Genomic DNA, 23,926 nt, shown 5'->3' on the forward strand with positions numbered 1-23,926 from the left:
CCCACGGCCCGACCACCCACCCCCGTTCGCGTCAATGGACCATTGCACTCTTCAGACGTATGTAGTGGTCCATTCACGCAGATCAGCTCCGCGGGTGAATGGCACATTGCAGCGCTCAGACGTGTGCAGTGGTCCATTGACGCAGGACCCGAGCGCCGAGGGCAACGGCGATGACAACAAGTTCGGCGAGCAGGATCCAGAACAGCAGCGCGATATCTGGAGCCCAGCGGGCCAGTGTCGAGATCGGCGCATCGGCGAGTGCGGGCAGCGAAAAGTACAGCAGTCCAGCTGCGCCGAGGGCGGCCAGTGCATGCGCGGGTGCCCATCGTCCTGGAGCGGTTCGGAATCCGAGGAGCGCTCTGGTCGCACAGATCGCCAACAGCACCGCGAGGGTGGTCGACGCTATCAGTGCAACTTCGTACGGACCGAAGCCGGCGGTACGAGGTTCGTCCATGCCGAGTCGGGTGAGCACGAGGGAGCGGGCAGCCGAGGCCAGAGCATCGGCCTCGAGCTCGCCGTATCTGTTGGTCGCGAACACCACTGCCAGGTGTCGTTCCGGAACGAGTGCGACGTGAGTGAAATAGCCGGGGACCGCCCCGGAATGCCACCGCATCTCGGTACCGTCGGGCAGCGTTTCGACGTACCACCCGTATCCGTACGCCGCCCCCGAACCTGTCGGCACCGTATCCGGACTGTCCGACGCCGGAGCGGTCAGTTGCCTGGATGCATAGCGTGAGAGTTCGTCGATGGAACCGCTCAGGTAGCCGTAACCCATTCCTGCGGAGTCGATTCCGGTATCGATTCTTCGGGGGAAGGTGAAGAACGGTACGTGGCCGGGTGCGACGGTGTCGGCGGTGTGCACCCCGGTCTCACGGGCGACGACGTCGGCGAAAGGTTCGGCGGTGGCCTTCTCGACGATCGCTTGCAGCAGTAGGTAGTTCAGACTCGAGTAACGGAAGGTGCCGCGTTCGGCGGCCCTGACGTCCAGGGTGGGGAGGATGTCGAGCGCTCGCTCCGTGCGCCCCCACACGTCCAGTTCGGTCACATCGTGCGGGAGGCCGCTCGTGTGGTGGATCAGGTCGTCGATCGTGACGTCGTCCGGAAGGATCCAATCACTTTCCGGCAGAATCGAATTCACGGATCCATCCAGCGTCAGGGCTCGGTGTTCGGCGAGTGAGTACACCGTGGCCGCCGTCACCGACTTCGATACCGAACCCCACACGAACGGAGTCGTCTCGTCGATCGGCGCACCGTCTCCGTCCACCCCGTACTCGACGTTCTCCAAGACCTCGTGCTCGGAGACGACGCGGAACGCGACTCCCGGCAGTCCGAGTTCGTCTGCGACGGCTCGGATGTCCGACGCCACGCCGGGGTCCGGTGGGGTGGGGGAGCCTGCGGTCAGGACCGCTACGACGGTCAGCAGGGCGTGGACGATGCGCATGATGGGAGTGAATCAACCTCATCGCGGTCGACGCCTCGGTGAACACCCTGATTTCACACCTGAGATCAGCTTCCGCCTATCGGGTCGTTCCTGCAAGCTCCACTCCTGCGCGGACGAGGCCTGCGATCCAGGGCATCACGTCGTCGTAGGCCGCCAGGGATCCGGGTAGGTGGTTCGCGCCCTCCACCGGGATGGCCGGCAGATCGTATTCGCGGTAGGTGACGTCTGCGCCCAGATCGCGCCAGCGCCCGAGCGGGGTGCGGCTCTGCTCGACGGGCACGGTGTCGTCCTCGACTGCGTGCGAGAGATACACCGGCATGGCAGGGGCGATGCGCCCGACGGTGTTCGTCTCGGTGATCTCGGCCAGCACCGGGTTGCTCAGTTGCTCGGTCAGTGGTCGGCCGTCGCGGGTGAGCTCGGTCGTTCGTACGGTTACGGTGGCCGCGGGGTCGGTGGTGCACCAGTTCTGTGCGGCGTCGAGCGCGGCGATCCCGTCGGAGTCGAAGAGGTCGCGGATGCCTGCCGCTCGTTCCGGGTAGGCGTTGATCATCCCGTCGACCGTGAAGAGCGCGGCGCTACCGAGGCGGGTGTTGTCGAGCGTGTCGATGTTGAGGGTCGGATCGGCCGGTGGCGCACCGACGTACGCTCCCCGGACGTTCAGCTCGGGAGCGTAGGTGGAGGCGAGTTCGGCAGCGGATGCGGACGCGAACCCGCCTTCGGAGTAGCCGAACAGCACCACCGGGGTGGTCGGCTCGACGTCCGCTGATCTGGCGGCGTCCAGCAGAGCACGGCCCGAGGCGATTCGGTTCAGGTACGTGTGCCCGCCGGGGGTGCCCAGGCCCTGGTAGTCGGTCGCGACGACGCGATATCCGGCCAACAGCAGCGGCAGGATGGCCGGGGACGAACCGACTGTCCCGAGAACAGCCGATCCGGCGCAGCGGTCCGCCATACCGGAGGTGCCGGGCGCGTACGCGATCACCGGCCGGGGTCCGGGGCCGACCCACGGAGCGGTGGGGGTCATGGTGTAGCCGGATACGACCATGGGCTGATCGTGTGTGTCGGTGGACCGATAGAGAATCCGCTCGATGTCGAATCCGAGACCGAACCCTTTGGGCGAGTTGACGGGCCGGCTTCGGACCACCTCGCCGAGCGTCGCGGTGTCGACCGCCGCAACCGGCGCGTCGTAGAAGTCCGTCAGAGGGCTCGCGCCGGCCGTCGGCGTCGAGAATCCGGCGATCGCGATCGACAGGATCGCGGTTGCCACGATCGTCGCTGCGCGCGGGCAGTTTCTCGATTGTCGCACCCGTCGTGTCGACATCTTCGCACTCGGTAGCCCGGTCACCCCGCTGACGTTAGCCTGAGAAACAGGCCCACAGAGGGTCGACTACGAAAGGATTCGGTTCGATGCCAACTCGTACTTCACGCACAGCTTGGAACGGAACGCTGGAACAAGGTTCCGGCCAGGTCGAGCTGTCCAGTTCCGGCGCGGCGACTTTCGATGTGTCGTTTCCCAAGCGCGCCGCCGAGAACGCCGACGGCACCACCAGTCCCGAGGAATTGATCGCCGCGGCTCACTCGAGTTGCTATGCGATGCAGTTGTCGGCGTTGATCGCCGAGGCGGGCGGCACCCCACAGAGCCTCGAGGTCACCGCCGATGTCTCGCTGGGTCCCGATGAACCGGGTTTCAAGCTGACCGGCATCAAACTCACCGTGCGGGGCGAGGTCGAGGGTCTCGATGCAGACGGCTTCGCGAAGGCGGCTCAGGCGGCAAAGGAAACCTGCCCCGTCAGCAAGGCTCTCACCGGTGTCGAGATCACATTGGACGCGGCTCTCGAAAGCTGAACGGACAAATCGCCCGATGTGAGACTGGCGAACAATCGTCAGGTTTGAAATAGTTCGTTACTCGACCCATCTGCAGGGTGATTCGGTTACGAATCGTGTTCAAACGTCGGGTTCGATCGGCTGATGCGTACGTTCGGGGTATGCACCGACCGGCCTAGGAAGGATCAGCCCCACCATGTTGTGGACGCGCTTCCTGGGCCTCGGTGTACTCGCCGTAGCGGCGTACGCAATAGCCCCGCCGGGGATACCCCAAGGTGCGATATACGCAATCGTGCTTCTGGCCACAATTGTCGCGTTCGTCTACCGCTACTTTCGGGAACCCGGGCCGGACAAGCGGACGTGGAGGTACATGGCCGTCGGCGTCGGCTCCTGGGGTATCGGCGACGCGCTGATCGCGATGGTGCAGGTCAGCGGTGGACGAGTATCGACGTTCTCCTCGTCCGACATCTTCTACCTGTTCGGCTATCTGGTGATCGCCGTCGGCTTCGCACGAGCCGCCGACGAGAACGGGCTCGTGTTCGGGTGGGAAGAACTGCTCGAGTGTCTGGTTGTTGCAGTCGGTATCGGACTCGCCACGTGGGTGTTCGTCATCCCCGGCGATTCGACGCTGTCGTTTCCGTCGGCGATGGAATTGTGGCCTGCCACGGTCTACCTCACCATCGACGCGTTTCTGCTCACGCTCGTCGGAAGTCTGTACCTGCTGACCCGCTCGACAACGGTGCCGTTCCTGGCGGCAGCGGCCGGAGTCGTGTTCCTGGTGTCTGCCGATTTCGCGTCCTATGCCACGGTCGACTCGTCCGAGCTCTACCGTTCGACTCTCCTGAACACGCTGTGGTTGGCCTCGTACGTGTGTTTCGGAGTGATCGCCTTGCACATTCCGGAGCGGGCGGTGTCGCGGGTCGACCGGTCCAGCCCGTTCAGATTCGGGCGTGTGAGATTTCTCGGACTCGCGGTCGCGGTCGCCGTGACACCCCTTGCGATGGCTGTTCAGTTGGCCCGGGGGGTTCCGGTCCAGCAGTGGGGGTGGGTGATCGTGCTGTCGTCGGCGATGATCATCGCGCTCGTCGGGTGCCGTATCGCATACTTCCTCGAGACGCTGCGGCGGCAGGCCGCAGTGCTCGAGGACGTGGCTCGGACGGATGCGGTGACCGGGCTGGCCAGTCGCCGCCTGCTCCGAGAGCGGTTGGACACGATGCTCGCCGGACGCGGCGAGTCGGACGTATTCACGCTCGTGGTGGACATCGACCGCTTCGCGCAGATCAACGAGACCTTCGGGTACAGCGTGGGAGACAGTGTCCTGCGCGAGATCGGTCATCGCCTGGTCGCATCGGTGCGATCCGACGACCTCGTCGGACGGCTCGGTGGGGATCAGTTCGTCGTCGCCATGCGCAGGCGTCCCGGCCAGATCGACGTATCGGACACTGCCGAGCAACTCCAGTTCGCAGTCAGTAGAACGATGTTCGTGCACGACATCAACGTGGCACTCGACGCGACGGTCGGAATCGCAGCCATAGAAGTCTGCCCGGCGGCCTCGGGTTCGGCGACCGTGTCGATAGACGGCGAATCGATGCTGCAGCGGGCACACGTGGCCCTGACTGCCGCGAAGGCGGGCCACACTCGTATCGGTCGCTACGAACCCGACATGGATCGTGACCGACACGATCACATGCGGTTGCTGGGCGAACTCGACAAGGCCATCGGTGACCACCAGCTTCGAGTGTTCTTTCAGCCTTGCCTGGATCTGGAATCCGGCAGTGTCGATCGCGTCGAGGCGTTACTGCGGTGGCAGCACCCACGTGAGGGTCTGATCGGACCGTCGATGTTCCTGCCCGACGCCGAGCGCACCGGTATGTTGCCCGCCATCACCGCCCTCGTGCTCGACGAGGCCTTGGCTCAGTGCAGCGAGCTGCGTCGACGTGGAGTCAATTTGTCTGTCTCGGTGAATCTTTCGGTGAGAAACCTACTGGACGAGACGCTCACCGAACAGGTCGCGGCCGCGCTGGCGAAACATTCGGTTCCCGCGCATGCCCTGGAGTTCGAGGTCACCGAGACAACGGCGATGACCGATCCGGTGCGCTCGGTGAACGCGTTGACGTCCCTTCGTGGCCTCGGCGTCACCATCGCGATCGACGACTACGGCACCGGCTACAGCTCGTTGGCCTATCTGCAGACTCTGCCGGTGCAGACTCTCAAGATCGACCGCTCGTTCGTGTCGAAGATGAAAACCGAAGAGACCGACGCATCGATCGTGCGCTCGACCATCGACCTGGCTCGAAGTCTCGGGGTGCGGGTGATGGCCGAGGGAGTCGAGGACGCGGGCACGTTGGACGCGCTCCGAGAATTGGGCTGCGACGGTGCTCAGGGCTACTTCCTCGGCAGGCCGATGCCGGCCGAGTTCCTGGCCGAAGCTGTGGCGAAACTGGATTCGCAGATGCCGACGAGACTCGAATGGGAGCTCGCCCGCGAACGCATCTGAGCGGACGCGTGCGCTCTTCAGGACGCGGCAGGCACGTCCAGTACGACCTCGAATTCGAGCAGGGATGCTCCGGACGAGACCGGCTTCGCAGAACTGGCTCCGGCGTGAGCCTCCCGCGACGGTCCCGCCGACCATGCCTGGAACGACTCCTCGTCCTCCCATTGGGTGACGACGAAGTAGCGCGACTCGCCCTTGACCGGCCGCAGCAGTTGGAACCCGAGGAAACCCGGGGAGCCGTCGACCGACCCGGCGCGCGCGGCGAAGCGCTTCTCGAGTTCGGGGCCCGCGCCCTCGGGTACGTCGATCGCATTGATCTTCACAATGGCCATGCCCGCGAGATTACTCCGCCGATATGCTCGGTGGTGATGCTCTACGACGAGGGTGGATCCGGCCGTTCGATTCTGCTGCTGCACGGGCTGATGGGCAGCGCCGCCACCTGGCGGCGGCAGGTTCCGTGGCTTCGAGAATTCGGGCATGTGCACTCCTACGATGCGCCGGGGCATCGTCGTCCTGCGCCGACCGAGCTCACGACCGAGTTCTTCGTGGCCGACCTGCTCGAGCATCTCGAGGCATTGGGTCCCAGTGTGTTGATCGGCCATTCGATGGGCGCACTGCACGGTTGGTGTGCCGCCGCCGAGCGCCCCGACCTGGTTTCCGCCATGGTGGTCGAGGACATCTCTCCGGATTTCAGGGGACGGACCGCCGATGATTGGGCAGCGATGATGCGGGCGTGGCCGCAACCCTTTCCCGACGCCGATGCGGTGCTGGCGTTCTTCGGAGATGTTGCGGGACAATACTTTCTGGATTCCTTCGTGCGAAGTGACGATGGCTGGCACCTGCACGGTGAGGTGGACGTCTTCGAGGCGATCTCGCAGGAGTGGGGGACTCGACACTTCTGGGACGAGTGGGATGCCGTCGACGCTCCGGTGTTGCTGATCGAAGGTGAACACACCATCACCCCGGCCGGTCAGATGCAGCGAATGCACTCGGGCAAGCCCGGATCGGCGTACGTGCGGATCGAGAAGGCGGCGCACCTGATTCACGACGAGGCACCCGAGGGGTATCGCACGGCGGTGCAGGAGTTCCTGCGCGCACTAGGATGATCCGAATGCCGCTCGCGAAGCTCAACGGAATCGACCTCAACTACGACGTCACCGGCGACGGTCCGCTGGTGGTGTTGGTGATGGGTACCGGTAGCCCGGGACGCGTGTGGCGAACCCATCAGGTTCCGGTGCTGGTGAAGCAGGGGTATCGGGTGGTGACCTTCGACAATCGGGGTATCGCACCGTCTTCCGAGTGCGCGAGCGGAATGACGCTCGACGATCTGGTCGCCGACACCGCTGCCCTCATCGAACACCTCGGTGGCGGGCCTGCACGCGTCGTGGGCACCTCGATGGGAGCGCGCGTGACGCAGGAACTGGCCTTGGCCCGGCCGGATCTGGTGTCGCATGCAGTGATGATGGCCACCTTCGGCAAGACCACCACTTTTCGTGCGCAGATGTCGAAGGGTGAGAAGGATCTTCACGACGCCGGGGTCGAACTCCCCGCGTCGTATCGGGCGGCGATGACTGCGATGCAGAACTTTTCGCCGAAGACCCTCGCCGACGACTCGGCGATCGGTGATTGGCTGGCGATCCTCGAATACTCCGGTGGCAGAAAGACTGCGGGTATGCGTGCGCAGATCGGACTCGAAATGCGTTCAGGGACGGACCGATTGGCGGCGTGCCGGGCGATCAGGGCGAAATCTCTGGTGATCGGATTCGCCGACGATCGCATGATTCCGGTGCAGCAGTGCCGCGACGTCGCCGCCGCGATACCCGGTGCGCAGTACATCGAAATCGCCGACACCGGTCACTTCGGATACCTCGAACGCCCCGATGCGGTCAATGCTGCGCTGGTGGAGTTCCTGGCGTCCTAGCCGTCCGAACCCTCGCCAGCGAGGGCGAACAATCCCGATTCGGTTTGTTCGATCAAGCCGTCGGTGAGCAGTGAATCGAGAGCTCGATCGCGTTGGGCCGGGTCGGTGGGCCAGACGATGTCGAGTTGGGCGCGCTCGACCGGTCCGGTGCTCTCGCGCAGCACCGACATGAGCTTGCCGCGCACCTGACGATCCGTCCCCGCGAACTTCTGGACCTTCTTGGCCGGGCCGGTGTGCGCGGGCCTGCCTGCCTCGATCCAGGCGCACTCCGGCAGTGGGCACAGCAGGCAGGCCGGATTCTTGGCTGTACAGATCAGTGCGCCCAGTTCCATCAACGCCGCCGAGTAGCGGGCGGCGCGCGGGACGCTCTCGGGGAGCAGCTGTTCGACGTCGGCCAGATCCCGCGAGGTCGAGGGATTTCCGGGCTCGGCATTGCCGTGCATCGCACGCGCGACGACGCGTCGAACATTGGTGTCCACCACAGGAACTCGCTGACCGTAGGCGAAAGTCGCGACCGCCCTTGCGGTGTATGCGCCGATGCCCGGCAGACCCAACAGAGTCTCGACGTCGGTGGGCACCTCGTCGCCGTACTCTTCGGCGAGCACCCGGGAGCACTCGTGCAACCGCAGTGCTCGACGCGGATAGCCCAACTTGCCCCACGCGCGGAGCACTTCGGCCTGCGAGGACGCGGCCATCGCCGACGGCACCGGCCAACGCTGCACCCACTGCTCCCAGATGGGCGCGACCCGCACCACCGGCGTCTGCTGCAGCATGATCTCGCTCATCAGGATCTGCCACGCGCTGACGCCGGGCCTTCGCCACGGCAGGTCGCGTCCGTCGGTGTCGAACCACCCGAGCAGTGCGTCGGCATCGATCGGCAAGTGGTCGCCCTTCTCGTCGTGTCTGTGATCGGTCCCAACAGTAGTCAACCCGACTCGCCGGTAACTCGATCCACGTGCACAATGAAACCCATGCCTGCTTCGAATCCGATCGCTGCCTGGAAGTCACTCAAGGAAGGCAACCAACGGTTTGTCTCCGGAGAGGTCCTGCACCCGTCGCAGGGTATCGAGGATCGCGCCCGCCTCGAGAGCGCTCAGCATCCCGGTGCCATCCTCTTCGGCTGCGCGGACTCGCGTGTTGCTGCAGAGATCATCTTCGATCAGGGCCTCGGTGACATGTTCGTGGTGCGCACGGCAGGCCATGTCGTCGACTCTGCGGTTCTGGGCTCGATCGAGTACGGCGTCGCGGTGCTGAAGGCGCCGCTGATCGTGGTGCTCGGCCACGATCATTGCGGTGCAGTCAAGGCGACCGTCGACGCCCTCGAGAGTGGCGACGTACCCGGTGGCTACATCCGCGACGTCGTCGAACGCGTCACCCCGTCGGTGCTCTCGGCCCGCCGTGACGGCTACCATGCCGTCGACGAGTTCGAGGCCCGCCACGTCGAGGAAACCGGAAATCTGCTGATGCAGCGTTCCCGAATCGTCGCCGAGAAGGTCGAAGCCGGAGAGCTCGCGATCGTCGGGCTCACCTACCAACTGTCGAAGGGTCATGCGCAGTTGCGTGAGGTGATCGGCGACATCGGCGAAATACCAGCCTGAACCACTCCGATCCCATCTCGGTGAGTTCGCTGACGCGACACGCCGCGTGGGCTCAGGGATAGCGTGGCCTCGGCCGCATACGGTTGATTCGTGTTGGAACCGACCGGGCCTTTGCCTCCCGAAATCTACTGGCGACGCCGTGCGCTCGCCATCGGTGCGGCCGTTGTCGTCCTCGGATTGATCGTGTGGTTCATCGCCTCGCTCAGTGGCGGTTCCGACGACACCGAGGCCGCTCCTGCAGGTGTCGTTGCGGCTCCGGCGACGTCCTCGGCTCTGCCGTCACCCAGCTCCTCTGCCTCCGATGCGGATTCCGCCGGTGCAGGTGGCTCCGGTGGCGGTTCGGGTGGATCAGGTGGTTCCGGCGGCTCGGGTGGAGCCACCGACTCCGCTGCCGGTGGTGGCGCAGCTGCGACCACCAGCGGCGTGCCGGCTCCGGTGATCGCCAATCAGTGCTCGGATCAGTCGCTCGCGATCAAGGTGACGCCGGAGCAGGCCACCTACCGGCTGGGCGAAGAGCCCGTGTTCACCGTGGTCATCACCAACATCGGCTCCACCGAATGTCAGCGCGACGTCGGTGCCGGGTTGCAGCAGGCGCTCGTCTACACCCTCGACAATCAGCGCATCTGGTCCAACATCGACTGCTTCCCCAACGCTGCTTCGGATCTGCGCACCTTCAAGCCCGGCGAACAGGCCGGCTTCACCGTCAAGTGGTCGGGTACCAACTCGGTTCCCGGCTGCGGCGAAGAGCGCATCCCGGTCGGCGTCGGTGCCTACCAGGCGATCGCCCAGCTCGGCGAGCTCAAGAGCGCGCCGGAGCCGTTCAACATCACCGGCTGAGTACGGTCGACTCTCATGACCACCTTTACAGCACTCGCCCGAGCGGCCTACAAGACGCTCGAACCCTTCCACGTCACCGCGTACTTCAATCCCGAACTGGGATCGGCGTACGAGGACACCGGCCTCGACGGGCACGCCTGGTACGTCGGAGCTCGGGCTGCTCCGATGGGGCCGTGCGCGCCGAGTGTCGTCGCTGCTGCGTTCTACAACTTCAATCCGGTACTGATCGAGCGTGCGTGGCCTGCCGCCGTGGCCGTCGGACTGGACGCGGTGTCCGATCGTCGGTGGGCCCTGCTCGACTCCGTTCTCGGCACGGCTCTCGGCTCCCTGGCGGACGACCCTGCGCTCACCGAGTTGGCGGGGCGTCTGGGCGATATCGGCGACACCGCCTCGTTCGCGGGCCGACCGCTCGCCGCGGCGTGGCACTCCGCCGCTCGACCGGAGGTACCGCATCTGGCCCTCTGGCACTCGATCACCGTCCTCCGTGAATGGCGCGGTGACGGCCACCTCGCCGCGCTGATCGACGCAGAACTCGATCCAACGGAAGCGGCCGTCTTCCACGAGGCCGACCGGCCGAACCCGCAGCCCGGCCGTCGGGCGCTCGGCAAGCGCATCACGCAGCTCACCCGGGAATGGTCCGAGAGCGAATGGGGTTCTGCCGCAGAACGACTCGCTGCCCGTGGACTGCTCACCGTCTCCGCCGAGGGCGAGACGTTGACCGACGACGGCGTCGCGCTCGATCAGCACATCGAGGATCGCACCGACATCATGGCGTCGGCCGTGTGGAGAGACGTCCCCGATGCCGAGGAGTTGATCACGAGCGCACGACCGTACGTGAAGGCCGTGATCGATGCAGGCTTCCTGCCGGGGACGAAGAAGAAGGCGTCCTAGTCGTACGGTCCCGAGATCGAGGCCTCGGCCAGTCTGGAGAGGCCTTCGCGGATGTGACGGGCCCACAGTCCACCGATGCCGTCGACGGACTGCAGGTCGGCCGAGGTGGCCGCGAGTAGCCCCTGCAGGGTGCCGAACGCGCCGACGAGTCGGTGAATCTGGCTGAACTGCAACCGCGGAACTCGGGTGAGCACCCGGTACCCGCGGGGGCTCATCGGGGTGTCGAGGGCCTCGATGGTCGCGGGATATCCGAAGGCTCGGGCCAGCGTCGTCAGATCCAGCAGATCGACGTCGGTCAGCTTGTCCAGTGCGGCGAGTGCCTTCTCGACTCCGGTGGTGCTCGACGGTTCGTTCCCGGCGAGGTAGTCACGGACGATCAGTTGGCGATCGACGTCGTTGTCGCCCAACAACTCTTCGAGCTGGAGCGCGAGTTGCCTGCCGTCGGTGCCGAGTTCCAGGACGTTCTGTTCGATCTCCACCGACACTCGCCGCACCATCTCGAGGCGCTGCGCGACGGTCAGGGCATCGCGCAGGGTCACGAAGTCCTCGATCTCGACGACAGAGAGTTGACGAGTGTTGTCGTCGAGCCTGGCCTTGTAGCGCTCGAGGGTCGCGACGGCCTGATTGGCGCGCGAGAGGATGGTGGCCGAGCCCTCCACGACGTGCCTGACGCCGCCGATGTAGACGCTGACGATGCTCATCGACTGGCTCACCGAGACGACGGGATAGCCGGTTTGCATGGCGGTTCGCTCGGCGGCGCGGTGCCGGGTGCCGGATTCGACAGTGGGGATCTTGTGGTCCGGTACGAGCTGCACATTGGCCCGGACGATTCGTTTGCCGTCGGTCGAAAGTACTACTGCACCATCCATTTTCGACAGCTCGCGAAGTCTGGTCGGCGCGAACTCGACATCGAGCTCGAATCCGCCGTCGCAGATGGCCTCGACCTCGTCGTCGTATCCGAGGACGATCAGGCCGCCGGTGCGGCCGCGCAGAATTCGCTCGAGACCGTCGCGCAGGGCGGTTCCCGGTGCGAGCCGGGCGATGGTCTCGCGCAGCGCTGGGGACGGCGTGGTGCCCTCCATGGCCAACCCCCTCGTGTCGTCTCGGCGTGCGGCGTGGTTGCTGCCCGTGCGGGCGATGCATGTCTGCGGATAAAGAGTACTGCGCAACTACATGCAGGCAGCCCGACAAAGAATACTGCCCGGTGTCATACGGGCCGCATACGCGTGTAGGTCAACGCCTCGCCGACGTTGGTGACGGTCTTGACCTTGATGCCGTCCGGTATGGGGCCTGCGTCCTCGGGGACGATGGCGTAGTTGAAGCCCAACCGCGCGGCCTCGGCGAGGCGGCGACCCAGTCCGGCGACGCGGCGCACCTCGCCTGCCAGCCCCACCTCGCCCAGAATCACCATGCCCGGGGGCAGCGGCTGATCGCGGACCGCCGACGCCACGGCCGCAGCCAGCGCGAGATCGGCGGACGGTTCGCTGGTGCGCATGCCGCCGACCGTCGCCGCATAGACCTCCGCCTTGGACACCTTGACCCCGCAGCGGCGTTCCAACACGGCCAGGATCATCGCCACGCGGGCGTGATCGAGCCCGCTGACCGCGCGCCGGGGCGACGGCATCGCGGTGTCCACGATCAGTGCTTGCAGCTCGGCCAACAGCGGCCGTTTGCCGTCCATCGTGACGGTGATGGCAGTGCCGGGCACGGCGTCGCCCCGATGATGCAGGAACAGCCCGGACGGATCACTGATGCCGACGATCCCGGTTTCGCGCAGCTCGAAGCAGCCGACCTCGTCGGATGCGCCGAACCGATTCTTGACGCCGCGGATCATCCGCAGAGTCGAGTGCTTGTCGCCCTCGAAGTTGAGGACCACGTCGACGAGGTGCTCGAGCGAGCGCGGACCTGCCACCGCGCCCTCCTTCGTGACGTGCCCGACGAGCAGCACCGCAACCCCGGTCGTCTTGGCCAGCGTGGTCAGCGCGCTCGTGATGGCGCGAACCTGCGTGACACCGCCGATGACGCCGTCGACGTCCGCGGCGAGCATCGTCTGCACGGAATCGACGATCAGCAGGCTCGGCTCGACCTGCTCGACGTGGCCGAAGACGGTGGCGAGGTCGGACTCGGCGGCGAGGAAGACGCGCTCGTGTACCGCGCCGGTCCGATCGGCACGCAACCTCACCTGACCCGCCGACTCCTCGCCCGTGACGTAGAGCGCTCGACGATCGGGCGCCGATCGGGCCCACCGATGCACCACCTCCAGCAACAGCGTCGACTTGCCGACTCCGGGCTCGCCGGCGAGGAGCACGACCGAACCGGGGACGAGGCCGCCACCCAGAACACGATCGAACTCGTCGATTCCGGTGGTGTTGGCCTGCGAGGTGGCACTGCTGATTGTCGTCAGAGCTGCAGCGGGCGTGGTGGGAATCATGGCCCCACCGCCCGAACGAAGGGCCGATGCGCCTGCGCGTGTGGCGAGCGGAGCAGCGGTGGCCTGGACTTCGTCCATCGAGCCCCAGTCACCGCACTCGGGGCAGCGACCGACCCATTTGGAGACCGAGTGACGGCACGCGGAGCAGCGGTAGCTCGACTTCAGTTTGACCACGCCGCGAGCCTAACGATGGGCACCGACAGGGTCGGGGCGGCGGCTACTCGCCTTCGCTGTGCTCGGTCACCGCGGACTCGTCGCGCTCGAGCTCGTGGCCGGCATCGACGGGAACGTTGACGACGACCTCGCCCGCGTTGGCGAACTCGAACGTGACCGGCAAGGTCAGGCCCGGCCGAACGTTCTCGGAGATGTCTGCCATCTCGACCTTGATCAGCTGGATCGGCAGCAGCGGATCGTCGAGCTGAACGTCCGCGGGCGTACCTGCGCCGAGCGCGGTCAGCGGAGCGATCTCGGTGCTGCCCGATTCCGCCTCGTCGACGATGGTGACCTCGGCCTCGGGGGAGGAGATGCCGGTCAGCTCGTCGGCCACACCCGGGTTGGAGTTGATGGCCGTGAAACCGAGCTCGACGGTGCCGCCGGGCTCGATGCTGTACTCCTGCGAATCGGGGTACACCACGTGCACGTTGCGCAGCTGGATGTCGCCGACGTCGACGGAGTTGCCGTTGACCGCGGCGACCTGAGTGGCCGTCTGGGAGATCTGACCTGCGCCGCACGCGGTGAGGGCGAGCGCGCCACCGGCGAGAAGAGCGAGGGCAGCGGCCGTCCTGCGATGGCGGCCAAGCGGTGTCGCAGCGTCGAATGCAGTCACTTCGGTCGTCCTCCATGTGGTGCCGGGCCGGCTCGGTCCATCTCGTCCACTAGGGAGAGTAGTAGTTCTCGTCCGCCGGCCGCTCGTGGGGTCTGCCGGTGGCCCGATGACGCCAGGTGAGGGTGCCTGCCGAGTGTGAGGACGGCGCAGTGACGCACGTGAAAATGTGGCCCCGGATACACGTTGATCGGTCTGTGTCAACCCCTGATTCGGCACCACTATGCCCCTGACCTGCACCGTTGATATGAGCCGTGGTATTCTGGGTAAATCGAAAGGGGCACTTGTCACATGATTTTCAAGGTCGGAGACACCGTCGTTTACCCCCATCACGGAGCGGCGCTGATCGAAGCGATAGAGACACGCACCATCAAGGGTGAACCGAGAGAGTATCTGGTTCTCAAGGTCGCGCAAGGCGACCTCACCGTTCGAGTTCCCGCGGACAACGCAGAATACGTAGGCGTTCGCGACGTCGTCGGGCAAGAAGGTCTCGACAAAGTCTTCCAGGTGCTTCGCGCGCCGCACACCGAAGAGCCCACCAACTGGTCGCGCCGCTACAAGGCCAACTTGGAGAAGCTCGCGTCCGGTGACGTGAACAAGGTTGCCGAGGTCGTCCGTGATCTCTGGCGACGTGAGCAGGACCGCGGCCTGTCGGCAGGCGAGAAGCGCATGCTCGCCAAGGCGCGTCAGATCCTGGTCGGCGAGCTCGCACTCGCCGAGGGAACGGATCAGGCCAAGGCCGACACCATGCTCGACGAAGTTCTCGCTACAGCTTCCTAGAGTGAACGGTACTTCCGGCGACGTGGTCGCCCTGGTACCCGCAGCAGGCAAAGGCCTTCGGCTCGGACACGACGAGCCGAAGGCATTCGTCTGTCTGGGCACCGATTCTCTCCTGACACGGTCCGTGGACGGTCTTCGGGCCTCGGGGGCCGTCGATCGCATCGTCGTCATCGTGCCGGCCGATCTGCTCGACGCGGCCCGTCGTCATGTCGGCGACGATGTCGTCGTCGTGGCCGGAGGGCTCGAGCGCACCGATTCGGTGCGCGCCGGTCTGGCCGCTGTCGGCGATGCGGCCGTCGTACTCGTCCACGACGCAGCCCGTGCCCTCACCCCACCGACGCTGATCGCCCGCGTCGTGGCCGAGGTGCGGGCCGGACGCTCCGCCGTCATCCCCGTCCTCCCGGTCGTCGACACCATCAAGGAAGTCGACATCATGGGCGCGGTGGTCGGTACCCCGGACCGCGCGAGTCTGCGCTCGGTGCAGACTCCGCAGGGATTCGACGCCGACGTCCTGCGCCGGGCGTACGACGCCGCATCCGACATCTCCACCGACGACGCGGGCCTCGTCGAGCGCATCGGCGAGACGGTGCACTCCATCGTCGGCGACGCACTCGCGTTCAAGATCACCACTCCACACGACCTACTACTGGCACAGGCCCTGCTGTGAGAGGCGCGCTATGAGAGTCGGCATCGGAACCGACGTCCATCCCATCGCTCCCGGTCGGCCCTGTTGGCTGGCGGGTTTGCTGTTCACCGATGCGGACGGACTCGACGGGCATTCCGACGGCGACGTGGCCTCGCACGCCCTGTGCGACGCATTGCTGTCCGCGGCGGGGCTGGGTGATCTCGGATCGGTGTTCGGGACCGGGCGTCCGGAATGGGACGGGGTCAGTGGAGCCGCCATGTTGACCGAGGTCAAGCGGCTGCTCGACGAGGACGGTTTCGCGATCGGCAACGCTGCGGTGCAGATCATCGGCAATCGGCCCAAGATCGGACCGCGCCGTGTCGAGGCTCAGGAAGTTCTTTCGCGGGTGCTCGGTGCGCCGGTATCGGTGTCTGCGACCACCACCGACGGGCTGGGGTTGACCGGTCGTGGTGAAGGAATCGCGGCCATCGCGACCGCACTTGTCATGACGAGGTAAAACCACCGGTAGCATTGCTGGTCGTGACCCTTCGCCTGCATGACACCGAGACGAGGGCCCTGCGGGAATTCACCCCCTTGGTCCCTGGCCATGTATCGGTGTACCTGTGTGGGGCGACGGTGCAGGGCGAACCGCATATCGGCCACGTGCGCAGCGGCGTCGCCTTCGACGTACTGCGCCGCTGGTTGCTGGCGCACGATTACGACGTGGCGTTCGTACGCAACGTCACCGACATCGACGACAAGATCCTCAACAAGGCACGCGATGCCGGCCGTCCGTGGTGGGAGTGGGCTGCTACCTACGAGCGATCCTTCACGTGGGCGTACGACCGGCTCGGGGTGCTGCCGCCGTCGGCGGAGCCGCGCGCGACCGGGCACATCACCCAGATGGTGCAGATGATCGAGCGCCTGATCGAACGCGGCCACGCCTACGCCGATTCGTGCGGTGACGTCTACTTCGACGTGCAGAGCTTCCCGAGCTACGGCGCACTGTCCGGGCACAAGCTCGACGACGTGCACCAGGGTGAGAGCGTCGCCGAGGGCAAGCGTGATCCCCGCGACTTCACGCTGTGGAAGGGCGCGAAGCCCGGCGAGCCGTCGTGGCCGACGCCGTGGGGTCCCGGCCGCCCGGGCTGGCATCTCGAATGCTCGGCGATGGCAGAGAACTACCTCGGCTCGGAGTTCGACATTCATTGCGGCGGCCTCGATCTGGTGTTCCCGCACCACGAGAACGAGCGGGCGCAGTCCATGGCGGCCGGTGACGGCTTCTCGCAGTACTGGCTGCACAACGGGTGGGTGACGATGGGCGGGGAGAAGATGTCGAAGTCTCTCGGCAACGTTCTCTCGGTACCGAACGTACTCGAGAGGGTTCGGCCGCAAGAGCTTCGGTTCTACCTCGGTGGTGCGCACTATCGGTCGATGCTCGAGTACTCCGACACCGCTCTCGAGACCGCCGCCGTGACGTACCGGGGAATCGAAGGGTTCGTCCGTCGAGCCGTCGAACGTGCCGGTGAGGTACCGATGGGCAAGTGGACCGCCGGGTTCGCCGAGGCCCTCGACGACGACCTCGGAGTTCCCAAGGCGTTGGCCGAGATTCACGCCACCGTCACACTCGGCAACACCGCACTCGAGTCCGGCGATCTAACGGCTGCGGCGGAGTACGCGGGCAGCGTGCGAGCGATGCTCGACATCCTCGGTGTCGATCCGCTCGATCCGCATTGGAGCCGCGACAGCGGTTCCGACTCGGCCGCCCTCGGCGCTCTCGGCGTGTTGGTCGAGGCCGAGCTGGAGCGTCGAGCATCGGCGAAGGCGGCCAAGGACTGGGCCACTGCCGACGACATACGGACACGACTGGCGAAGGCCGGAGTCGACGTGACAGATACACCCAACGGGCCCGAATGGTCGCTGGGTACGAGCAAGACCGACGAAGCAGGTTTGTGATGGCAGGCAATTCGAGTAGGCGCGGCGCGATCCGCAAGGACGGCACCAAGAAGGGGCAGGTCGCCGGTTCCGGCGGCAAGCGTCGTAAGGGCCTCGAGGGTCGTGGGGCGACGCCTCCCGCCTCCGAGCGCACCAAGCATCCCGCCGCGCGTCGGGCCAAGCTCGCCGAGAAGTCCGCGCAGAATCGTGGCGGCAGCACCGGTGGCCGCGCGGGTGGCAGGCCGGCCGGACGCAAGGCCGAAGACGGTCCCGAGGTGGTATTGGGCCGCAACCCGGTCGTGGAGTGCCTGCGGGCAGGCGTGCCCGCCACCGCACTGTGGGTTGCCGTCGGTACCGACAGCGACGATCGCCTCAAGGAAGCCGTGCAGCGCGCAGGCGATGCGCGGATCTCCATCCTCGAAGTTCCTCGCTCGGATCTGGACAAGCTCAGCGCCAACGGATTGCACCAGGGCCTGGCCCTGCAGGTGCCGCCGTACCGCTACGCGCACCCCGACGATCTGATCTCGAACGCGCGCACGCACCAGGAGCCGGCTCTGCTCGTGGCTCTCGACAACATCACCGACCCGCGCAACCTCGGTGCCGTCGTGCGTTCGGTGGCCGCTTTCGGCGGTCACGGCGTAGTGATTCCGCAGCGGCGCAGCGCGAGCGTGTCGGCAGTGGCATGGCGAACCAGTGCCGGTGCCGCAGCTCGCCTGCCCATCGCGCGAGCAGTGAATCTGACTCGCACACTGAAGGATTGGCAGTCCAAGGGTGTCACCGTCGTCGGTCTCGACGCGGGCGGCGACACCGAACTCGACACCTTCGACGGTAAGGGGCCGGTCGTCATCGTCGTCGGTTCCGAGGGCAAGGGCCTGTCGCGTCTTGTCAGCGAGACCTGCGATCACATTCTGTCGATCCCGATGGCGGGGCCGGTGGAATCGCTCAACGCGTCCGTCGCCGCAGGCGTCGTGCTGGCCGACATAGCTCGGCAACGCCGCGGGTAGACCTAGGTTCTGATGCGGGCGGCGGTGTCGTGCATCGCCGGGATCACGGTCTGGACCATGTCGGTGTCGGTGTAATTCCTCGCGTGCAGTGACGTGTTCAGCGCGGCCACGACGGTGCCGTTGCTGTTCCGCAAAGGCACTGCAGCAGCACGCATTCCGACATCAAGTTCGTCGACCACCTCGGACCACCCGGCTGCGCGCACTCGGTCGATCTCGGCACGCAGTGCGTCTCGATCGACGAGCGTGCGCGGGGTGAGGGCTTCGATGGGCGCGTCGGCGAAGTAACGCTCCAGCTCGCTCTCGGGCAGCGCTGCGAGCAGCACTCGACCCGAAGACGTTGCGTGCGCGGGGAATCGAGTGCCCAATGTGATGACGACCCGCAGCATGCGCGACGACGGAACGCGCGCGACGTAGACGATGTCGAATCCGTCGAGGATCGCCACCGAAGTCGTTTCGCCCAATTGTCGTGCGAGCGTTTCGATGTGGGGTTCGGCCAGACGCGGCAGGTCCATTCCGGACAGGAACGTGAAGCCCAGGTTCATCACTCGTGGGGTGAGGGTGAACCGACGGCCGTCCTGGCGGACGAATCCCAGTTCGGCCAGCGTCAGCAGCAGTCGGCGGGCCGTAGCTCGTGTGACTCCGACGGCCCCGGCGACCTCGGTCAGAGTGCGGGCGGGATGTGCGTCGTCGAAGCACTGCAGCACGCTCAGGCCTCGTTCGAGTGACTGCACGAACCAGGCGGGGCGTTGGTCGTCGGGGGCGATCTCGGCCGTCATGGTTCGAGTCTGCCTCATCGCCCTGATCGCGCTGCATCACACCGCTCCGTGCTTGTGGTCTTGACCACAAGAGCTGCCTCTGGTTACAGTTGTGCGAATAACAAACAACTGTGCGCTATGCGCACAAAATCGAAGGGCCGACAAGTGAACGTTGACGTCGCAGTCGCGGACGGATCCAGAGCACGGAAAGCTGCCATCGGCAGCTTCGTCGGTGCCGTGGTCGAGTGGTACGACTTCCTGCTGTACGGCATCATCGCCGCGCTGGTGTTCAACTCCCAGTTCTTTCCGAGCGTCTCGCCCGCAGTGGGCGTGATGGCCGCGTTCGCGACCTTCGGTGTCGGTTTCCTCTTCCGGCCCCTCGGCGGAATTTTCTTCGGCCACTTCGGTGACCGCCTCGGACGCAAGCGGATGCTGATCTGGACCATGTTGCTGATGGGCGTCGCAACGGCCCTGATCGGTCTGGTTCCCAACTTCGAGTCCATCGGCTGGTTCGCGCCGCTGCTGCTGGTGCTGCTGCGCGCGATCCAGGGCTTCGCCGTCGGCGGCGAATGGGGCGGAGCATCGCTGATGGCCGTCGAGAGTGCGCCGGCGAAGAAGAAGGCGTTCTACAGCAGTGGCGTCCAGGTCGGCTACTCCGTCGGCCTCATCCTCGCCACCGGCGCGGTCACCATCATGAGCAACCTGCTCAGCGACGACGCCTTCACCAGCTGGGGCTGGCGCGTACCGTTCCTGGCCAGCGCGGTGCTCGTACTGTTCGGCCTGTGGATCCGATCCGGTGTCGAGGAATCGCCCGTGTTCGAGCAGGCAGTCGAGGAGAGCGGTGAGAAAAAGAAGCTGCCGGTCATCCAGGCGATCACCGAGCACCCCGGTTCGTTCCTCAAGATCATCGCGCTGCGCATGGCCGAGCTGTTCACCATGTACATCGTCACCACCTTCGCACTCAGCTACACCGTCAACGAACTGGGCTACGAGCGCCAGTTCATGCTCAACGTCGCGCTGCTGGTCGGTGCCATCGGCATCCTGAGCATCCCGGCCTACGCGGCGGTCGCCGACCGCTTCGGCCGCAAGCCGATCTTCGTCACCGGTGCCGTCGTGGGCGCACTGGCTGCCGTGCCGTTCTTCCTCTCCCTGCAAGCGGCCTCGGTGGTCGCCATCGTGATCCTCGCCGTCATCCTGGTCAACGTCTCGCACGACATGGTGGTCTCGGTGCAGCAGCCCCTGTTCACCGAGATGTTCGGCCCGGAACTGCGCTACAGCGGTGCCGGTGTGGGCTATCAGGTCGCCAGCGCGATCGCAGGTGGCTTCACCCCGTTCATCGCGGCCGCTCTGGTGAGCTGGAACGACGGCTCCTGGCACTACGTCGCGGCGTACCTGGCCCTGGGATGCATCATCTCGGCCGTGGTCGCAGCGCTGATGAAGAACATGGGTTCCTCCGACGTCACGTCCGTCTCCGTACAGGCTCCTGCAGCAGAAGGTGTTGTTGCAGAGCGTGTCTCGAAGTCGGTATGAGCTCGCTGACCCTGGTCGGTTCGCACGCGTCCACCGCGATGTCACCCGCGCTGTGGACGCGTGCGTTCGAGATCGCCGAGGTCTCGTCCAGTTACGACGCCTGGGAGGTCGTCGACGCCGCCGGCCTACCCGACGTGGAGAAGGCTCTCCGGGGCGGCCGCACCGATGCTGCGAACGTGACGATGCCATGGAAGCACTGGGCCGCAACGGTTGCCGACGAGGCCGATCCGGATGTGACGGTCTCGGGGGTGGCGAATCTGCTGTTCCTGCGTTCGGGTGCGCTGTTCGCCATGAACACCGACATCGCGGCGGTCCGAGCCGCGACCGCGGGACGTACCTTCGGATCGGTACTTCTGCTCGGAGCCGGTGGTGCCGCGCATGCTGCGGCATTCGCCTTGCACGCCCGCATCGACAGGCTGGTGGTCTCGGATGTCGACCGTCGTGCAGCGGCGGCTCTCGTCGCCGAACTCGACGGGTACGACGGTTCCGTCGCGGTCGTCGACTGGTCGGATCGAGCAGTGGATCTGGGCTCCTACGACCTGGTGATCAATGCGACGCCCATCGGACGAGACGGCTCGGAGGATCAGCTCGCCTGGGGCACAGGTGAACTGGCACCGACGGCAACGGTGTACGACTTCGTCTACGCCGACATGCGCAACGCCGCCGAGGCCTACGCCGCCGATCGAGACATCGAGCTGATCGACGGATGGACGCACCTGTTCCACCAGGCCGATGCCATGGTTCGTCCGCTCGGACTGCCCGACCGGATGTCCGATGCATTGCGACGCAGCATCCGTGAAATCTGTCCCGCCGCTGCCGGAATCAACCGATAGCGCGGAAGCGCACCCGAGTGCCGGGAGTCAACTGCGCGGCCACGGACACGTCGGCTGCGGTCACGACGGCGATTACCGGATATCCGCCTGTGACGGGATGGTCGGCGAGAAACAGCACGGGCTTCCCTGACGGGGGAACCTGCAGAGACCCGAGAACCATTCCCTCACTGGATAATTCACCGTCGATTGCGCGGGCCAGGGGCTCGGATCCGTCGAGCCTGATCCCGACGCGATCGGTGTCCGGTGTGACCGTCCACGGCTGCTGCACCAGCGTCTTCGAGGCGTGCTCGGTGAACCAGCCGTCACGCGGCCCGAACCTCACGTGCAATGTCTCGTGGAGCGTGGGCGGCGGCACGAAATCTGCAGCAGGCCATTCGGCACTGCCGTTGCCGACGTTCAGAACATCGCCGGGAGAGAGAGGGGCCGGGCCGATGCCGGACATCGTGTCCGTCGACCGACTGCCCAGGACTGCCGGAACGTCGATCCCACCCCGTACGGCAACGTAGCTGCGCAGACCCCATGTGGGCGCGGACAATTCCAGTGTCTGTCCGGCTCTGAGGGTGATGGTCGAGAACAGTCCCTGCTCTGTGCCGTCCACGCGGCAGTTCACCTGCGCCCCGGTGACGGCCACGAGAGCGTCGAACTCGGCGCGTAGTTTCAGGCCACCGAAGGTCACTTCCAGTGTGGCGGCGTCGGAGTCGTTGCCCACCAACCGGTTCGCGGCATCGTGCGAGAGTCGGTCTGCGGCACCCGAGCGACCGACGCCGATCGACGCGAATCCGGGTCGTCCGCGATCCTGGACGGTGCACAGTGGTCCCGTCTGCAGAACGGTCAGGGCTCTCATGCCTGCTCGAATCGGACGATGGTGCCGGGCCGCAGCAGCGCGGGTGGATCGCGGTCGAGATCCCACAACCGAGCGTCGGTGCGTCCGATCAGTTGCCACCCGCCGGGGGAGGAGCGCGGATAGATGCCCGAGAACTCACCCGCCAGGCCCACCGAACCGGCCGGAACGCTGGTGCGCGGCGACGTGCGCCGCGGAACATGCAGTCGTGCGTCGGTGCCGACGAGATAGCCGAAGCCGGGTGCGAAGCCGCCGAACGCAACGGTCCACGTCTGATCGACATGGGCGGCAACGACGTCGGCGGTGGACAGGCCGGCCAGTCGGGCAACCTCGTCGAGATCCTCGCCGTCGTAGACCACCGAGATCGTCACGGTGTCGGACCGGTCGTCGGTGGTCGTGACTGCGGGTTCGGTGGCCGCGATCCAGTTCAGAACCGGCTGCTTCGGCCCGTCGAACATCACCAGGACCGTGCGTGCGGCTGGTACCAGATCCACGACCGCCGCGGGTGGGTCGGCCGTCAGAGAGCGGTAGTACGCCATCGTCTCGTCCAGCCCGTCGAATTCGACCAGCAGTGCGTCCTCACCGGCCGGGTGAATCCTCATCGGACAAATGCGGAGATGTCGATACCGTTGACGCGCAACAGGTTCGATACGGCCGCGGCCATCGCGACCGCGCCGGGGGAGTCGCCGTGCAGACAGATCGACTCCGCCGCGACATCGATGCGCGTGCCGTCGACAGCCAGGGTCGTGCCGTCGGTGATCATGGTCAACACGCGCTGGGCAACGGCGTCGGGATCGGACAGTACGGCACCGGGTTCCGAGCGCGAGACGAGCGCCCCCTGCGGGGTGTAGGCGCGGTCGGCGAAAGCCTCTGCGACAGTGCGCAGTCCGGCTCGTTCGGCTTCCTCGAGGAACACCGAGCCGGGCAGGCCGAGCACCGGCAGCGTGGGGTCGTAGGCGAGAACGGCGTCGACCACGGCCTTTGCCTGGCCGCGGTGGTGCACGACCGCGTTGTACAGCGCGCCGTGCGGTTTGACGTAGGAGACGGCCGATCCGGCAACCTGAGCAAGCGCGTCGAGGGCACCGATCTGATAGATCACGTCGGCGGTGAGATCGGCGGGGGAGACGTCGAGAAAGCGCCTGCCGAACCCGGCGAGGTCGTGGTAGCCCACCTGCGCTCCGATTCGTACCGCCGCTGTCGCGGCCGAGCGGCACGTGCGCAGCAGAGTGGTGGGATCACCGGCATGGAAGCCGCACGCAACGTTGGCACTCGAGACCAGGGCGAGCATCGCGTCGTCGTCGCCGAGAGTCCACGCACCGTAGCTCTCGCCGAGATCGGCGTTGAGGTCGATGGACACCCTCGACAT

Annotated in this window: 25 protein-coding genes; 14 read left to right on the forward strand and 11 right to left on the reverse strand. The window is 66.0% G+C overall.

What is annotated here, in order from left to right:
- Positions 1-115 precede the first annotated feature (115 nt).
- Both CH306_RS12075 and CH306_RS12080 read right to left on the reverse strand, forming a co-directional pair.
- A complete protein-coding gene (locus CH306_RS12075; protein ID WP_094646741.1) occupies positions 116-1,441 on the reverse strand; it encodes a serine hydrolase domain-containing protein in 1,326 nt (441 codons plus the stop codon).
- 76 nt (positions 1,442-1,517) lie between these two features.
- The gene (locus CH306_RS12080) at positions 1,518-2,705 is read right to left on the reverse strand and encodes a lipase family protein (RefSeq protein WP_256981143.1); all 1,188 of its coding nucleotides are present in this window, start codon (positions 2,703-2,705) and stop codon (positions 1,518-1,520) included.
- Positions 2,706-2,845: 140 nt separating this feature from the next.
- Here CH306_RS12080 and CH306_RS12085 point away from each other — a divergent pair, with 140 nt between their 5' ends.
- Together CH306_RS12085 and CH306_RS12090 are read left to right on the forward strand one after the other, a co-directional pair.
- Positions 2,846-3,283, forward strand: coding sequence for an OsmC family protein (locus CH306_RS12085; protein WP_032397201.1), 438 nt, complete (start codon positions 2,846-2,848; stop codon positions 3,281-3,283).
- A gap of 175 nt (positions 3,284-3,458) precedes the next feature.
- A complete protein-coding gene (locus CH306_RS12090) occupies positions 3,459-5,759 on the forward strand; it encodes a putative bifunctional diguanylate cyclase/phosphodiesterase (protein ID WP_094646743.1) in 2,301 nt (766 codons plus the stop codon).
- A 17-nt stretch (positions 5,760-5,776) separates the two neighbouring features.
- Here CH306_RS12090 and CH306_RS12095 read toward each other — a convergent pair whose 3' ends face one another.
- Positions 5,777-6,088: an antibiotic biosynthesis monooxygenase family protein gene (locus tag CH306_RS12095; protein ID WP_045198600.1), complete on the reverse strand. Its 312-nt coding sequence runs from the start codon at positions 6,086-6,088 to the stop codon at positions 5,777-5,779.
- A 36-nt stretch (positions 6,089-6,124) separates the two neighbouring features.
- Here CH306_RS12095 and CH306_RS12100 point away from each other — a divergent pair, with 36 nt between their 5' ends.
- Both CH306_RS12100 and CH306_RS12105 read left to right on the forward strand, forming a co-directional pair.
- A complete protein-coding gene (locus CH306_RS12100) occupies positions 6,125-6,862 on the forward strand; it encodes an alpha/beta fold hydrolase (RefSeq protein WP_094646744.1) in 738 nt (245 codons plus the stop codon).
- A gap of 5 nt (positions 6,863-6,867) precedes the next feature.
- Positions 6,868-7,677, forward strand: a complete 810-nt coding sequence (locus tag CH306_RS12105; protein WP_094646868.1) for an alpha/beta fold hydrolase — start codon at positions 6,868-6,870, stop codon at positions 7,675-7,677.
- Here CH306_RS12105 and CH306_RS12110 read toward each other — a convergent pair.
- Entirely contained in the window at positions 7,674-8,558 is an 885-nt protein-coding gene (locus CH306_RS12110) for an A/G-specific adenine glycosylase (protein WP_094646745.1), read from the reverse strand. The genes CH306_RS12105 and CH306_RS12110 overlap by 4 nt on opposite strands.
- Before the next feature lie 90 nt (positions 8,559-8,648).
- Between CH306_RS12110 and CH306_RS12115 the strand changes: the two genes are divergently transcribed.
- The 3 genes from CH306_RS12115 (at position 8,649) to CH306_RS12125 (ending at position 11,003) form a co-directional block, all read left to right on the forward strand.
- On the forward strand, positions 8,649-9,275 hold the full coding sequence (locus CH306_RS12115; RefSeq protein ID WP_032397417.1) for a carbonic anhydrase: 627 nt from the start codon (positions 8,649-8,651) through the stop codon (positions 9,273-9,275).
- Positions 9,276-9,365: 90 nt separating this feature from the next.
- Positions 9,366-10,112 (forward strand): hypothetical protein, encoded by a 747-nt coding sequence (locus CH306_RS12120; protein WP_094646746.1) that lies wholly within the window; start codon positions 9,366-9,368, stop codon positions 10,110-10,112.
- A gap of 15 nt (positions 10,113-10,127) precedes the next feature.
- Positions 10,128-11,003 carry an SCO6745 family protein gene (locus tag CH306_RS12125; protein WP_094646747.1) on the forward strand — a complete coding sequence of 292 codons (876 nt, stop codon included), beginning with the start codon at positions 10,128-10,130 and terminating at the stop codon, positions 11,001-11,003.
- Here CH306_RS12125 and disA read toward each other — a convergent pair.
- The 3 genes from disA to CH306_RS12140 all read right to left on the reverse strand — a co-directional run bounded on the left by disA (position 11,000) and on the right by CH306_RS12140 (position 14,260).
- The gene (disA, locus tag CH306_RS12130; protein ID WP_032397195.1) at positions 11,000-12,085 is read right to left on the reverse strand and encodes a DNA integrity scanning diadenylate cyclase DisA; all 1,086 of its coding nucleotides are present in this window, start codon (positions 12,083-12,085) and stop codon (positions 11,000-11,002) included. The genes CH306_RS12125 and disA overlap by 4 nt on opposite strands.
- 125 nt (positions 12,086-12,210) lie before the next feature.
- Positions 12,211-13,608 carry a DNA repair protein RadA gene (gene radA, locus CH306_RS12135; protein ID WP_094646748.1) on the reverse strand — a complete coding sequence of 466 codons (1,398 nt, stop codon included), beginning with the start codon at positions 13,606-13,608 and terminating at the stop codon, positions 12,211-12,213.
- A gap of 43 nt (positions 13,609-13,651) precedes the next feature.
- Positions 13,652-14,260: a hypothetical protein gene (locus CH306_RS12140; protein ID WP_094646749.1), complete on the reverse strand. Its 609-nt coding sequence runs from the start codon at positions 14,258-14,260 to the stop codon at positions 13,652-13,654.
- A 288-nt stretch (positions 14,261-14,548) separates the two neighbouring features.
- Here CH306_RS12140 and CH306_RS12145 point away from each other — a divergent pair, with 288 nt between their 5' ends.
- From CH306_RS12145 to rlmB, 5 genes are read left to right on the forward strand one after another with little or no spacing between them, the layout of a single operon-like run.
- Complete coding sequence (locus CH306_RS12145; protein ID WP_027494344.1) at positions 14,549-15,037, forward strand: CarD family transcriptional regulator; 489 nt, start codon at positions 14,549-14,551, stop codon at positions 15,035-15,037.
- Position 15,038: 1 nt separating this feature from the next.
- Positions 15,039-15,704 (forward strand): 2-C-methyl-D-erythritol 4-phosphate cytidylyltransferase, encoded by a 666-nt coding sequence (gene ispD / locus CH306_RS12150; protein WP_094646750.1) that lies wholly within the window; start codon positions 15,039-15,041, stop codon positions 15,702-15,704.
- A 10-nt stretch (positions 15,705-15,714) separates the two neighbouring features.
- Positions 15,715-16,179: a 2-C-methyl-D-erythritol 2,4-cyclodiphosphate synthase gene (ispF, locus tag CH306_RS12155; protein WP_032397191.1), complete on the forward strand. Its 465-nt coding sequence runs from the start codon at positions 15,715-15,717 to the stop codon at positions 16,177-16,179.
- Between the two features lie 23 nt (positions 16,180-16,202).
- Positions 16,203-17,618, forward strand: coding sequence for a cysteine--tRNA ligase (gene cysS, locus CH306_RS12160; RefSeq protein ID WP_045200901.1), 1,416 nt, complete (start codon positions 16,203-16,205; stop codon positions 17,616-17,618).
- Entirely contained in the window at positions 17,618-18,601 is a 984-nt protein-coding gene (rlmB, locus tag CH306_RS12165) for a 23S rRNA (guanosine(2251)-2'-O)-methyltransferase RlmB (protein ID WP_032397190.1), read from the forward strand. Before cysS ends, rlmB begins: the two co-directional genes overlap by 1 nt.
- Positions 18,602-18,603: 2 nt before the next feature.
- Here the strand turns inward: rlmB and CH306_RS12170 are convergent, their stop codons facing one another.
- Positions 18,604-19,377 carry an IclR family transcriptional regulator domain-containing protein gene (locus CH306_RS12170; protein ID WP_052050010.1) on the reverse strand — a complete coding sequence of 258 codons (774 nt, stop codon included), beginning with the start codon at positions 19,375-19,377 and terminating at the stop codon, positions 18,604-18,606.
- 144 nt (positions 19,378-19,521) lie between these two features.
- On the opposite strand from CH306_RS12170, the gene shiA reads away from it, so the two are divergent.
- Both shiA and CH306_RS12180 read left to right on the forward strand, forming a co-directional pair.
- Positions 19,522-20,886 (forward strand): shikimate transporter, encoded by a 1,365-nt coding sequence (shiA, locus tag CH306_RS12175; RefSeq protein WP_230596973.1) that lies wholly within the window; start codon positions 19,522-19,524, stop codon positions 20,884-20,886.
- The gene (locus tag CH306_RS12180; RefSeq protein WP_094646751.1) at positions 20,883-21,719 is read left to right on the forward strand and encodes a shikimate dehydrogenase family protein; all 837 of its coding nucleotides are present in this window, start codon (positions 20,883-20,885) and stop codon (positions 21,717-21,719) included. The genes shiA and CH306_RS12180 overlap by 4 nt, the downstream gene beginning before the upstream one ends.
- Here CH306_RS12180 and CH306_RS12185 read toward each other — a convergent pair.
- Genes CH306_RS12185 through CH306_RS12195 form a run of 3 tightly spaced genes read right to left on the reverse strand, consistent with a single transcriptional unit; the run spans position 21,709 to position 23,926 of the window.
- Complete coding sequence (locus CH306_RS12185; protein ID WP_094646752.1) at positions 21,709-22,563, reverse strand: biotin-dependent carboxyltransferase family protein; 855 nt, start codon at positions 22,561-22,563, stop codon at positions 21,709-21,711. The genes CH306_RS12180 and CH306_RS12185 overlap by 11 nt on opposite strands.
- Positions 22,560-23,162 carry a 5-oxoprolinase subunit PxpB gene (gene pxpB / locus CH306_RS12190; RefSeq protein ID WP_094646753.1) on the reverse strand — a complete coding sequence of 201 codons (603 nt, stop codon included), beginning with the start codon at positions 23,160-23,162 and terminating at the stop codon, positions 22,560-22,562. Before pxpB ends, CH306_RS12185 begins: the two co-directional genes overlap by 4 nt.
- Positions 23,159-23,926 (reverse strand): LamB/YcsF family protein, encoded by a 768-nt coding sequence (locus CH306_RS12195; RefSeq protein ID WP_094646754.1) that lies wholly within the window; start codon positions 23,924-23,926, stop codon positions 23,159-23,161. Before CH306_RS12195 ends, pxpB begins: the two co-directional genes overlap by 4 nt.

Origin of the sequence: Rhodococcus sp. 15-725-2-2b (assembly GCF_002259075.1) — a bacterium.
Taxonomy (GTDB): Bacteria; Actinomycetota; Actinomycetes; order Mycobacteriales; family Mycobacteriaceae; genus Rhodococcoides.

Coding starts and splice junctions, on each gene's coding strand:
- disA (WP_032397195.1), bottom strand. CDS start 12,085: ATGGAGGGCACCACGCCGTCCCCAGCGCTGCGCGAGACCATCGCCCGG.
- CH306_RS12180 (WP_094646751.1), top strand. CDS start 20,883: ATGAGCTCGCTGACCCTGGTCGGTTCGCACGCGTCCACCGCGATGTCA.
- rlmB (WP_032397190.1), top strand. CDS start 17,618: ATGGCAGGCAATTCGAGTAGGCGCGGCGCGATCCGCAAGGACGGCACC.
- CH306_RS12085 (WP_032397201.1), top strand. CDS start 2,846: ATGCCAACTCGTACTTCACGCACAGCTTGGAACGGAACGCTGGAACAA.
- CH306_RS12100 (WP_094646744.1), top strand. CDS start 6,125: ATGCTCTACGACGAGGGTGGATCCGGCCGTTCGATTCTGCTGCTGCAC.
- CH306_RS12115 (WP_032397417.1), top strand. CDS start 8,649: ATGCCTGCTTCGAATCCGATCGCTGCCTGGAAGTCACTCAAGGAAGGC.
- CH306_RS12095 (WP_045198600.1), bottom strand. CDS start 6,088: ATGGCCATTGTGAAGATCAATGCGATCGACGTACCCGAGGGCGCGGGC.
- pxpB (WP_094646753.1), bottom strand. CDS start 23,162: ATGAGGATTCACCCGGCCGGTGAGGACGCACTGCTGGTCGAATTCGAC.
- CH306_RS12145 (WP_027494344.1), top strand. CDS start 14,549: ATGATTTTCAAGGTCGGAGACACCGTCGTTTACCCCCATCACGGAGCG.
- CH306_RS12090 (WP_094646743.1), top strand. CDS start 3,459: ATGTTGTGGACGCGCTTCCTGGGCCTCGGTGTACTCGCCGTAGCGGCG.
- CH306_RS12105 (WP_094646868.1), top strand. CDS start 6,868: ATGCCGCTCGCGAAGCTCAACGGAATCGACCTCAACTACGACGTCACC.
- CH306_RS12195 (WP_094646754.1), bottom strand. CDS start 23,926: ATGTCGAGGGTGTCCATCGACCTCAACGCCGATCTCGGCGAGAGCTAC.
- CH306_RS12170 (WP_052050010.1), bottom strand. CDS start 19,377: ATGACGGCCGAGATCGCCCCCGACGACCAACGCCCCGCCTGGTTCGTG.
- ispF (WP_032397191.1), top strand. CDS start 15,715: ATGAGAGTCGGCATCGGAACCGACGTCCATCCCATCGCTCCCGGTCGG.
- CH306_RS12075 (WP_094646741.1), bottom strand. CDS start 1,441: ATGCGCATCGTCCACGCCCTGCTGACCGTCGTAGCGGTCCTGACCGCA.
- CH306_RS12185 (WP_094646752.1), bottom strand. CDS start 22,563: ATGAGAGCCCTGACCGTTCTGCAGACGGGACCACTGTGCACCGTCCAG.
- CH306_RS12125 (WP_094646747.1), top strand. CDS start 10,128: ATGACCACCTTTACAGCACTCGCCCGAGCGGCCTACAAGACGCTCGAA.